At 71.9% G+C, this 10,389-nt stretch carries 11 protein-coding genes; 6 read left to right on the top strand and 5 right to left on the bottom strand.

Features of this window, described 5'->3' with window-relative positions:
* Positions 1-113 precede the first annotated feature (113 nt).
* The 3 genes from ACFVS6_RS21280 to ACFVS6_RS21270 all read right to left on the bottom strand — a co-directional run bounded on the left by ACFVS6_RS21280 (position 114) and on the right by ACFVS6_RS21270 (position 2,435).
* Entirely contained in the window at positions 114-896 is a 783-nt protein-coding gene (locus ACFVS6_RS21280; RefSeq protein ID WP_389705844.1) for an oxidoreductase, read from the bottom strand.
* 87 nt (positions 897-983) lie between these two features.
* On the bottom strand, positions 984-1,562 hold the full coding sequence (locus ACFVS6_RS21275; protein ID WP_389705843.1) for a TetR/AcrR family transcriptional regulator: 579 nt from the start codon (positions 1,560-1,562) through the stop codon (positions 984-986).
* A 150-nt stretch (positions 1,563-1,712) separates the two neighbouring features.
* Positions 1,713-2,435 (bottom strand): lysophospholipid acyltransferase family protein, encoded by a 723-nt coding sequence (locus tag ACFVS6_RS21270; RefSeq protein ID WP_389705842.1) that lies wholly within the window; start codon positions 2,433-2,435, stop codon positions 1,713-1,715.
* A gap of 243 nt (positions 2,436-2,678) precedes the next feature.
* Between ACFVS6_RS21270 and ACFVS6_RS21265 the strand changes: the two genes are divergently transcribed.
* From ACFVS6_RS21265 to ACFVS6_RS21245, 5 genes are all read left to right on the top strand, one after another.
* Positions 2,679-3,047: a thioredoxin family protein gene (locus ACFVS6_RS21265; RefSeq protein ID WP_389705840.1), complete on the top strand. Its 369-nt coding sequence runs from the start codon at positions 2,679-2,681 to the stop codon at positions 3,045-3,047.
* 261 nt (positions 3,048-3,308) lie between these two features.
* On the top strand, positions 3,309-3,827 hold the full coding sequence (locus tag ACFVS6_RS21260) for a flavin reductase family protein (protein ID WP_389706007.1): 519 nt from the start codon (positions 3,309-3,311) through the stop codon (positions 3,825-3,827).
* A gap of 201 nt (positions 3,828-4,028) precedes the next feature.
* Positions 4,029-4,814, top strand: a complete 786-nt coding sequence (locus tag ACFVS6_RS21255) for an electron transfer flavoprotein subunit beta/FixA family protein (protein ID WP_389705838.1) — start codon at positions 4,029-4,031, stop codon at positions 4,812-4,814.
* 59 nt (positions 4,815-4,873) lie between these two features.
* Positions 4,874-5,836, top strand: coding sequence for an electron transfer flavoprotein subunit alpha/FixB family protein (locus ACFVS6_RS21250; protein ID WP_389705836.1), 963 nt, complete (start codon positions 4,874-4,876; stop codon positions 5,834-5,836).
* A 164-nt stretch (positions 5,837-6,000) separates the two neighbouring features.
* A complete protein-coding gene (locus ACFVS6_RS21245; RefSeq protein WP_389705835.1) occupies positions 6,001-7,299 on the top strand; it encodes a DUF6986 family protein in 1,299 nt (432 codons plus the stop codon).
* Between the two features lie 70 nt (positions 7,300-7,369).
* Here the strand turns inward: ACFVS6_RS21245 and ACFVS6_RS21240 are convergent, their stop codons facing one another.
* The gene (locus ACFVS6_RS21240) at positions 7,370-8,359 is read right to left on the bottom strand and encodes a LacI family DNA-binding transcriptional regulator (protein WP_389706005.1); all 990 of its coding nucleotides are present in this window, start codon (positions 8,357-8,359) and stop codon (positions 7,370-7,372) included.
* A gap of 196 nt (positions 8,360-8,555) precedes the next feature.
* On the opposite strand from ACFVS6_RS21240, the gene ACFVS6_RS21235 reads away from it, so the two are divergent.
* Complete coding sequence (locus ACFVS6_RS21235) at positions 8,556-9,593, top strand: NUDIX domain-containing protein (RefSeq protein ID WP_389705833.1); 1,038 nt, start codon at positions 8,556-8,558, stop codon at positions 9,591-9,593.
* Positions 9,594-9,611: 18 nt separating this feature from the next.
* Here the strand turns inward: ACFVS6_RS21235 and ACFVS6_RS21230 are convergent, their stop codons facing one another.
* Positions 9,612-10,313, bottom strand: coding sequence for an MBL fold metallo-hydrolase (locus ACFVS6_RS21230; RefSeq protein ID WP_389705831.1), 702 nt, complete (start codon positions 10,311-10,313; stop codon positions 9,612-9,614).
* Positions 10,314-10,389: the final 76 nt, after the last annotated feature.

The following is a 10,389-nucleotide window of genomic DNA, read 5'->3' as shown; positions in this document are numbered from 1 at the left end:
CGCCCGCGGCGGGGGTGGGGGGGGGGGGTTTTTTGGTGGGGGGGCGGGGCCCCCAAACCGGGGGGGGGGGGGGGGGGGGGGGCCGCCGGCGCCCGCCCCGCCCGCTGTACGGCTCATACCGTCTTGATGCCGCCGCCCTCGACCACGTAGTCGGCGCCCGTCACGCTCGCCGCGCGGTCCGAGGCGAGGAACACGACGACGGACGCGACCTCGTCGGGCTCGACGATGCGGCCGGTGGTCATGCCCATGGACGCGGGCACGCCGGTCAGGAACTCGCGGTGCTCGACGCCGTTGGCCTCGGCGAGGAGGGCGCCGAAACCGCCCTCGCCCTCCCATATGGCGGTGCGCGTGGGGCCGGGGGAGACCGTGTTCACGCGGACGCCCCGGGGGCCGAACTCCTCCGACAGCGACTTCCCGAACGCGTTGAGGCCCGCCTTCGCGGCGCTGTACTCGATCGGGCCCGTGGCGGGCAGGCGCGCGCACATCGACGAGATGTTCACGATCGACCCGCGGCGCTCCAGGATGCTCGGCAGCAGTCCGCGGGTGACCCGGACCGTGCCGAACAGGTTGACCTCGAAGCTGTGCGCCCACAGCGCGTCGTCGGTCGCGAGGAACCCGTCGAGGTTGAACCGGTCCCCGCCACCCAGGTTGTTGACCAGGATGTCCACGCCGCCGAGTTCCGCGAGGGCCCGTGCCCCCAGTTCCCGAGCGCCCTCCGGCGTGCTCAGATCGACCGGGACGGGGTGGGCGCCGGTCTCCTTCAGCTCGGCGGTGATCGTACGGGCCGCGCCGACCACGCGAACCCCCTCGGCGACGAGCCGGCGGGTGATCGCGAGACCGACTCCCCGGCCGGCCCCGGTGACGACGGCGGTCTTTCCCACGAGATCGAGATCCATGTCGGACTCCTTCAGAATTTTTGAACCACAGGTACAAAATCAGGTCATGAAAAAGGTGGCCGTCGGGACGGCCCCTCGTCCTGCGTACTAGAGCGACGCCACCGCGGCGTCCACGACCCGCTTCAGCTGCGAGGCGTCCTCCGCGGTCTTCGCCAGCACCCGCATGCCGATCACGGTCGCGAGCAGCCAGGAGGCCGTCGCCGCCGCGTCGCGGCCGGTGTCGATCTCGCCGGCGCGCTGCCCCTCCTCGACGGTCGTGCGGAAGGCGCCCTCGGTGCGCGCGAACATCTTGCGCACCGTGTCGGTCGTCCAGGGGTCGGACGGCGCCGATTCGGCGGCGGTGTTGACCGCCATGCAACCGCGCCGGTCCGGGTCGCCCAGATCGAGCTCGACCAGGGCCTCCAGCGCGCCCCGCAGTCGGTCCTTCGCGGAACCGGGGTGGTCGAGCAGTTCCGTCAGCCAGGCCGCCTGCGCGTCCCGGTAGCGGGCGAGCGCCCGCTCGAACAACGCCTGCTTGCTGCCGAAGGCGTTGTAGAGGCTGCCCTTGCCGATGCCGATCTCGTCCACGAGGTCCTGCGGGGTCGTCGCCCCGTACCCCTTGCGCCAGAACACGTCCATCGCGCGCTCCACCGCCACGTCCGGATCGAACTGCTTCGGTCTGCCCATGGCGTTACCGTAGCAGCGTTTTTGACCTTGGGGTCAAATAATTGTCCGGGGGTCGCCGATCAAGGATCAAGGCGATCGAGGAATGCCGCGTCCGGGAGGGGAGCCGCCCGCGAATGCCGGGCGGGCGACCCCTCGTGACCGGGAGGTGGTTCAGCCGGCTTCCTTGACCTGCGCGGCCGTCGGGGCCGTACCGCCCAGGTGGGCCGGCAGCCACCAGGAGTCCTCGGGACCGGCCGGCTTGGCCGGGTAGGCGCGCTGCGCCGCCTCCAGCAGCTCCTGCACCCGCTCGCGCAGGCGGCGGGTGATCGCCCCGGCGTACTGGTCGGACGGGGCCTCGATCGGCTCGCCGATCCGCATCGTCACCGGGATGTGGCTGCGCTTGAGGTTCTTCGGGCGCCCCTTGGTCCACAGTCGCTGCGTGCCCCACAGTGCCACCGGGATCAGCGGGACACCCGCCTCCTGGGCCATCCGCGCCGCACCCGACTTGAAGCTCTTGAGCGTGAACGACTGGGAGATCGTCGCCTCCGGGAACACCCCGATGATCTCGCCGGCCCGCAGGGAGTCCAGGGCGTGCTGGTACGCGGACTCGCCCTGGGCGCGGTCCACCGGGATGTGCTTCATGGCGCGCATCAGCGGACCGGACACCTTGTGCCGGAACACCGACTCCTTGGCCATGAAGCGCACCAGGCGCTTCTGCGGCCGCGCGGTGAGACCGGCGAAGATGAAGTCGAGGTAGCCGATGTGGTTCGACACCAGGACCGCCCCGCCCTGGCGCGGGATGTTCTCGGTGCCCTTCATGTCGATGCGGATGTCCAGCGCACGGAAGAGGGTGTGCGCGGCGCCGATCACTGGGGGATAGACGAGCTCAGCCATGGTGGGGAGACCCCGCTTTCTGCCTGGGGAGGTGCTCCCGGCCGGAAGTTACGGAAGCGTAGGTACGCGACCATGGGGGGATCGTGCCCCAAACGGGGCCCGCTGGCCAGCCCAGACGGCCGTGCCCGGAGAGATTCTCGTCACGCGGGGAATGCCGCATGGCGGCCCTGCGCTGGGACAAGGGCTCCGCCGGGCACCCGCCGGGCGGTTACGAACATACGGACAGGGTGGACGGGAGCACGCGTGCACGGGCACGGAGCGGACGGGGACGGCGACGGGCGACCGCCCACCGGGCGGGGGCGGGGCGGCCCCCTGGGCGCGGGCGAACTGGGGCGGGAGCCGGGGGAGCGGGCCAGCCTGGTCCAGTTCTCCACCGCGTTCTGTCAGCCCTGCCGGGCCACCCGGCGGATCCTCGCCGAGGTCGCGGGCCTGGTTCCCGGGGTCGCGCACATCGAGATCGACGCCGAGCGGAACCTGGACCTGGTGCGCGCCCTCGGCATCGCGAAGACCCCGACCGTGCTCGTCCTGGACGCGGCCGGCCGCGTGGTCCGCCGCGCCGAGGGAATGCCGCGCAAGGCCGATGTGATCGCGGCCCTCGGGGAAGCGGTGTGACGGGTGCGCCGGTGCGTGCGCCCGTACGGAGCGTGACGCGCCTGACATCTGACCGATCCGGCTTGACTGTGTACACGTGAGATCGTCAGGCTGACGACATGCGGTATGAACTCCTGCTTTACGGGCGGGTCCACGTGGACCTCGTCCGCCACGCGAGCGCGCGCTGTTGGGATCACTGACGAATCCGGCCCCCGATCCCCGACTGCGTCCGCGATTCCCGCGGCAGAAGGAAGTCCTGCGATGACCGCCCAGACCACTCGGATGTCCTCTTCCGCGCCCCTCGGCGCCGACCGCTCCGGCCTGCCCGGCTCCCCCGAACTGCTGCGCTCCGTCTTCCGTCGCCATGCCGCCGGCGTCGCGGTGATCACCGCGGAGCTCGACGGCAGGCCCGCCGGATTCACGGCCACCTCCTTGAACTCGGTGTCCGCCGACCCGCCCCTGCTGTCCTTCACCATCGGCACCGGCTCCTCCAGCTGGCCCGCGGTGCGGGAGTCCGACCACCTCGGCGTGCACATACTCGGCGAGCACCAGAGCGAGCTGGCCGGGCTCTTCGCGACCAGCGGAGCCGACCGTTTCGGCCTGGACACCGGCTGGGTCCGGGGCCCGCACGGGGTTCCGCTGCTGGACGGGGTGCTGGCCTGGCTGGTGTGCCGGGTGGTGGCGAGGGTGCCCGCGGGCGCGCACCGTGTGATCATCGCGGAAGCGGTGGCCGGGGATCCGGCCGGGGAAGGCCGTCCGCTGCTCTACCACCAGGGGCGCTTCAACGCGTTGCGGGACTGAATCGTCCCTGCTGGGGCGGGTCGGGACGGCGTTGTCAAGGTCACAGTTCGGTGGCCTTGCACCTGGCGGGGACCCGAGGTGTACTGACGAGTAACATTCCCATCGGAGCGCGGGCCGCCCCGACCGGGATCCGCCCGACATGGCGCCTATGCTGCCTGCACAAGGCGGTACCAAAAAAGACGATGCGGTAGGAGAGCCGGCGTGAGCCTGAGGATCGTTGTCTGTGTGAAGTACGTGCCCGACGCCACCGGCGACCGGCAGTTCACCGAGGACCTGACCGTCAACCGTGACGACGTCGACGGCCTGCTGTCGGAGCTCGACGAGTACGCCGTCGAGCAGGCTCTGCAGATCGCCGACGAGGCGGACGACGCGGAGATCACCGTCCTGACCGTGGGCCCCGAGGACGCCAAGGACGCGCTGCGCAAGGCGCTGTCCATGGGTGCCGACAAGGCGATCCACGTCGAGGACGACGACCTGCACGGCTCCGACGTCATGGGCACCTCGCTGGTGCTGGCCAAGGCCATCGAGAAGGCCGGCTACGACCTGGTCATCGCGGGCATGGCCTCGACCGACGGCGTGATGGGCGTGCTGCCGGCCATCCTGGCCGAGCGTCTGGGCGTCCCGCAGGTCACCCTGCTCTCCGAGGTCAAGGTCGAGGACGGCGTCGTGACCGGTCGCCGTGACGGCGACTCCGCGAGCGAGCAGCTGGAGGCGTCCCTCCCCGCGCTCGTCTCGGTGACGGACCAGTCGGGCGAGGCCCGCTACCCGTCCTTCAAGGGCATCATGGCCGCCAAGAAGAAGCCGGTGGAGTCCTGGGACCTGTCGGACCTCGACCTGGAGGCCGAAGAGGTCGGTCTGGAAGGCGCCTGGACCGCGGTCGACTCCGCGACGCAGCGTCCCGCCCGCACCGCCGGCACGGTCGTCAAGGACGAGGGCGAGGGCGGCAAGCAGCTGGCCGAGTTCCTGGCCGGCCAGAAGTTCATCTGAGAACTTCGGCCATCCCCTCTTAGTCCCCAGATACTTCGCAATCGCAGGAGAGCAGTCCCATGGCTGAAGTTCTCGTCTTCGTCGACCACGCGGACGGTGCCGTCCGCAAGCCCACCCTCGAACTGCTGACGCTGGCCCGCCGCATCGGCGAGCCCGTCGCCGTCGCCCTGGGTGCCGGCGCCGCCGACACCGCCGCGGTCCTCGCCGAGCACGGCGCCGTCAAGGTCCTCACCGCCGACGCCCCCGAGTTCACCGAGTACCTCGTCGTACCGAAGGTGGACGCGCTCCAGGCCGCGTACGACGCCGTCTCCCCGGTCGCCGTGCTCGTCCCGTCCTCCGCGGAGGGCAAGGAGATCGCCGCGCGCCTCGCCGTGCGCATCGGTTCCGGCATCATCACCGACGCCGTCGACCTGGAGGCGGGTGACGAGGGTCCGGTCGCGACGCAGGCCGCCTTCGCCGCGTCGTTCACCACCAAGTCCCGCGTGTCCAAGGGCACCCCGGTCATCACCGTCAAGCCGAACTCGGCCCCGGTCGAGGCCGCCCCGGCCGCCGGTGCCGTCGAGGCGCTCGCCGTCACCTTCGGCGCCCTGGCCACCGGCACCAAGGTCACCTCGCGCACCCCGCGCGAGTCCACCGGCCGCCCCGAGCTGACCGAGGCCGCGATCGTCGTCTCCGGCGGTCGTGGCGTCAACGGTGCCGAGAACTTCGGCATCATCGAGGCCCTCGCGGACTCCCTCGGTGCGGCCGTCGGTGCCTCGCGCGCCGCCGTGGACGCCGGCTGGTACCCGCACTCCAACCAGGTCGGCCAGACCGGCAAGTCGGTCTCCCCGCAGCTGTACATCGCCTCCGGCATCTCGGGCGCGATCCAGCACCGCGCGGGCATGCAGACCTCGAAGACCATCGTCGCCATCAACAAGGACGCCGAGGCTCCGATCTTCGACCTCGTCGACTACGGCGTGGTCGGCGACCTCTTCGCGGTCGTCCCCCAGCTGACCGAGCAGATCCAGGCCCGCAAGGGCTGACCTGCGGGGCAAGCAGTCTCCGGGGCCGTGTGGTGTTTGTCACCACACGGCCCCGAGTCGTTTCCGGCTCCGGGCGGAGGGACCATTGACGGAGCGGAACCCCGTGATTAAATTCTGCTATGCGGATCTAAGATTCCGTGAAGCGGAAAAGAGGAGAGTGCACGATGGGTCAGCAGGAGAAGGTGGCGACGAGCCTCGCAGGCGCGGTCAGCGAGGGCATCAGCGCCTCCCTCGCGCCGGTGGACGCGGAACTCGCGCGCCACTACCCGGGCGACCCCGGCACCCGTCAGCCCATCCACACCGTCTACGTACCCGGTGACGTCTTCGCCGCCGACACCATCCGCTCCTGGGGCGACCAGGCCCTCGCCGCCCTCGACGAGCACGCCCCGGACGCCGCCACCTTCGCCAGGGTGCTGGGCATCTCCGACGAGCTCGCCGTACCGGTCTACGACCGAGTCCGCGCCAAGCTGGCGAGCGAGCCGATCGAGGACCTCCGCGTCGACTTCGAGGACGGCTTCGGCGTCCGCTCCGACGAGGAGGAGGACCAGGCCGCGGCCCGCGCCGCCCGTCTCGTCTCGGAGGCCTTCGCCAACGGCACGAACGCCCCGTACATGGGCGTCCGCATGAAGTGCATGGAGTCCAACGTCCGCGACCGCGGCATCCGCACCACCGACATCTTCCTGTCCGGGCTGCTCGCCCACGGCGGTCTGCCCGAGGGCCTCGTCCTGACCCTCCCCAAGGTCACCTACGCCGAGCAGGTCAGCGCCTTCGTCAAGCTGCTGGAGGCCTTCGAGATCACCCGGGGCCTGCGCCCGGGCCGGATCGGCTTCGAGATCCAGATCGAGACCAGCCAGTCGATCGTCGCCTCCGACGGCACCGCCACCGTGGCCCGGATGATCGAGGCCGCCAAGGGCCGCGCCACCGGCCTGCACTACGGCACCTTCGACTACAGCGCCTGCGTCGGCGTCTCCGCCGCCTACCAGTCCAGCGACCACCCCGCCGCCGACCACGCCAAGGCGATCATGCAGGTGGCGGCCGCCGGCACCGGCGTGCGCGTCTCGGACGGCTCGACGAACGTCCTGCCCATCGGCACCACCGAGCACGTCCACGAGGCCTGGAAGCTGCACTACGGCCTCACCCGCCGCGCCCTGGCCCGCGCCTACTACCAGGGCTGGGACATGCACCCGGCGCACCTGCCGACCCGCTACGCGGCCGTGTTCACGTTCTACCGCGAGGGCCTGGAGGCCGCCGCGGCCCGCCTGAAGGCGTACGTCGCCAAGATCGAGGGCGACGTCATGGACGAGCCCGCCACCGCCAAGGCCCTCGCCGGTTACCTCGTGCGCGGCCTCGACTGCGGCGCCGTCGGTACCGAGGAGGTCACGGCGCTGACCGGCCTGACCCGCGCCGAACTGGACGCCTTCGCCATTCCGCGCCGCTCCGCGACGCTGACGGCGACCGCCTGATCCACGCGCGTGCGTACGGCCCGGTCGGGGACCCCCGACCGGGCCGTACGTCGTCGCGAGCGCGGTCCGGTCAGCCGCCCGCCGGGGGCAGCTCGCCCGAGCCCCGGGGGATCAGGCGGGTCGGCAGCTCGATGCGGGCCGGCGGGAGGCCCGCGCCCGCCAACCGCTGGAACAGCCGGTCCGTCGCCACCCGGCCCAGGGCGGCCGCGTCCTGGGCGACCACCGTGACGCCGGGGTCCAGCAGGTCGGCCAGCTCGAAGTCGTCGAAGCCCACCAGGGCCACCGGGCCCGGCCGGGCGGCGAGGACCCGTACGAGGGTGACGGTCACCCGGTTGTTCCCCGCGAAGAGTGCGGTGACCGCGTCGGGGCCGTTCAGCATCGCCCCTGCGGCGGCCGTCACCCGCTCGGGGGCGGTCGAACCGAGGGAGACCCAGGAGGCCGGCACCGGCAGGCCCGCCCGGTCCATGGCCTCGTGGTAGCCGCGCAGCCGCTCCGTGGCGGTGTGGATGCGGGGGTGGTCGCCGATGAACCCGATCCGGCGGTGCCCGCCCGCGATCAGGTGGGCCACGCCGTCACGGGCACCGCCGAAGCTGTCCGACAGCACGACGTCCGCGTCGATCCGACCGGCCGGCCGGTCCACGAACACCGTCGCCACGCCCGCCCGGATCTCCGGCTCCAGGTACCGGTGGTCGTCACCGGCCGGGATCACGATCAGACCGTCCACCCGGCGGGCGCACAGCGCGAGCGCCAACTCCCGCTCGCGGTCCGGGTCCTCGGCGCTCGAACCGTTGATGAGGAGCGCGCCGTGCGTGCGGGCCACCTCCTCGACGGCCCGGTTGAGGGGACCGTAGAACGGGTCCGCGAGGTCTTCGAGGACCAGGCCCACGGTCGCCGTACGGCCCTTGCGGAGCACCCGCGCACTGTCGTTGCGGCGGAAACCCAGCGCCTCGATGGCCTCCTGGACCCGCCTCTTGGTGTCGGGGGTCACCCCGGGCTCGCCGTTGACGACCCGTGAGACCGTCTTCAGGCCCACGCCCGCCCGGGACGCCACGTCCTTCATGGTCGGCCGGTTGCCGTAGCGGGGCCCGGAAGGGTGACGGGTGTGGGGCACGGTGGGGAAACCTCCGGATGCGGGCGGGCTGACAGGGCTCTGACCTTGAGGATAAGCACTTCGGCGACGAGCGGGTTTCCATGGCAGGGTGGGGCGGGCAAGCCACTGGGGGCTACGCAGGGGAGCCAAGGGGAGAGGGGTAGACGTGATCGTCTGGATCAACGGCACGTTCGGTGCCGGGAAGACCAGCACGGCCCGCGAACTGGCCGGACTGCTGCCGGACAGCACCCTGTTCGACCCGGAGCTCATCGGGGCGGCACTGAACCGGCTCCTGCCGCGCGAACGTCTCGCGGAGGTGAACGACTACCAGGACCTGCCGAGTTGGCGGCGGCTGGTCGTCGACACGGCCGCCGCGATGCTGGCCGAGCTCGGGGGCGTGCTGGTGGTGCCGATGACCCTGCTCCGCCAGGAATACCGCGACGAGATCTTCGGGGCGTTGGCGGCCCGGCGCATTCCCGTGCGACACGTCCTGCTCGCCTCTGAGGAAACGATCCTGCGCGAGCGGATCGCGACCCGTCGGGAACCCGGCGACCCGGAGGTCGTGGACGCAAGGGTCCGACAGTGGGCGTACGACCACATCCCCGCCTACCAGCAGGCGCTGGGTTGGCTGGCGGCCGATGCCCACGTCGTCGACAACGGGCGGCTGACCGTGCGGGAGACGGCCGAGCGGATCGCCGAGGCCGTGCGCACGGACGCGGCCGGGATCTGCGACATCGTGCAGACCCCCGAGCCGACGCGCGAGACCGTGGCAGCCGGGGTCCTGCTCTTCGACGACGAGGACCGGGTCCTGCTCGTCGACCCGACCTACAAGCCGGGATGGGAGTTCCCCGGCGGCGTCGTCGAACCCGGTGAGGCGCCCGGCCGCGCGGGCGTACGCGAGGTCGCCGAGGAACTCGGCCTGGAACTCGACCACGCCCCTCCGCTGCTCGTCGTCGACTGGGAACCACCCCTGCGTCCCGCGTACGGGGGACTGCGGCTGCTCTTCGACGGCGGACCGTTGACCCCGCCGCAGATCAAGGCGTTGCGCCTGCCCGGCCCCGAACTGCGGGCCTGGCGCTTCGTCACCGAACCGGAGGCCGCCGGTCTGCTGCCGCCCCAGCGCTACGAGCGGCTTCGCTGGGCCCTGCGGGCCCGCGAGGGCGCCCGCCCCCTGTACCTGGAGGCGGGCCGCCCGACGCCGTGAGAGGTGGCCCGCCGGCTTTCAGCCCGCGACGGGCACGGCGTCGGCCGCGTTCCGCAGCGCCGCCACCGTGTCCGTCACCACCGGGTCGCCGTGACCGAAGCACGCCACGGTCGGGGCCAGTGCGGCCAGCCGCCGGAACGAGGAAACGGCCTGATCCCGATCGACGTTGAAGACGCCGAGCATCACCTGCCCCACCCCCGCGACGCAGTCGCCCGTGAACAGCACCCCGTGACCGGGCAGGTGGACGCCGATGCTGCCCGGCGTGTGACCGGGGGAGTGGACGACGACCGCCCCGCCGCCGAAGGGCAGCACCTCGCCGTCCTCCAGCTCCCGGTCGACCGGGGTCGGCGGGGCCTCGGGGACGGTCAGGCCGTGCGCGTACAGCGGTACTTCCCAGTCCAGCAGGACCGGTTCCGGGACCGGCTGTTCGCCGCGGACCACGGGGGCGTCCAGCCGGTGCGCGAGGACCTCGGCCCCCCAACGGGCGGCGAGTTCACCGGCCGCGCCGACGTGGTCGCGGTGGCAGTGGGTCAGCACGATCCGCTCAAGCCGCTCGGGCCGCAGGCCGAGGGAACGTATCGCCCCCTCGATCGAGGAGGCCGAATCCACGTGGCCCGCGTCGATCAGGGTGAGGGCTCCGCCGTCCTGCCAGAGGTAGGCCTGACCGATCGGGAAGCGGAGCATGTGGAGCCGGTCCGGGAGCACTTCTACGAGGTCCATGCGCCGAACGTAGGCACCGGACGCCGCGCGCGGCACGCGAATTCGCCCGGAGCGGAGTACGCCCAGGGCGCATTCC

It is taken from the genome of Streptomyces sp. NPDC057939 (genome assembly GCF_042887545.1).
Classification (GTDB): domain Bacteria; phylum Actinomycetota; class Actinomycetes; order Streptomycetales; family Streptomycetaceae; genus Streptomyces.
This window is presented reverse-complemented; position numbering and strand designations above follow the sequence as displayed.

Coding starts and splice junctions, on each gene's coding strand:
- ACFVS6_RS21280 (WP_389705844.1), bottom strand. CDS start 896: ATGGATCTCGATCTCGTGGGAAAGACCGCCGTCGTCACCGGGGCCGGC.
- ACFVS6_RS21230 (WP_389705831.1), bottom strand. CDS start 10,313: ATGGACCTCGTAGAAGTGCTCCCGGACCGGCTCCACATGCTCCGCTTC.
- ACFVS6_RS21245 (WP_389705835.1), top strand. CDS start 6,001: ATGGGTCAGCAGGAGAAGGTGGCGACGAGCCTCGCAGGCGCGGTCAGC.
- ACFVS6_RS21275 (WP_389705843.1), bottom strand. CDS start 1,562: ATGGGCAGACCGAAGCAGTTCGATCCGGACGTGGCGGTGGAGCGCGCG.
- ACFVS6_RS21270 (WP_389705842.1), bottom strand. CDS start 2,435: ATGGCTGAGCTCGTCTATCCCCCAGTGATCGGCGCCGCGCACACCCTC.
- ACFVS6_RS21240 (WP_389706005.1), bottom strand. CDS start 8,359: ATGAAGGACGTGGCGTCCCGGGCGGGCGTGGGCCTGAAGACGGTCTCA.
- ACFVS6_RS21260 (WP_389706007.1), top strand. CDS start 3,309: ATGTCCTCTTCCGCGCCCCTCGGCGCCGACCGCTCCGGCCTGCCCGGC.
- ACFVS6_RS21250 (WP_389705836.1), top strand. CDS start 4,874: ATGGCTGAAGTTCTCGTCTTCGTCGACCACGCGGACGGTGCCGTCCGC.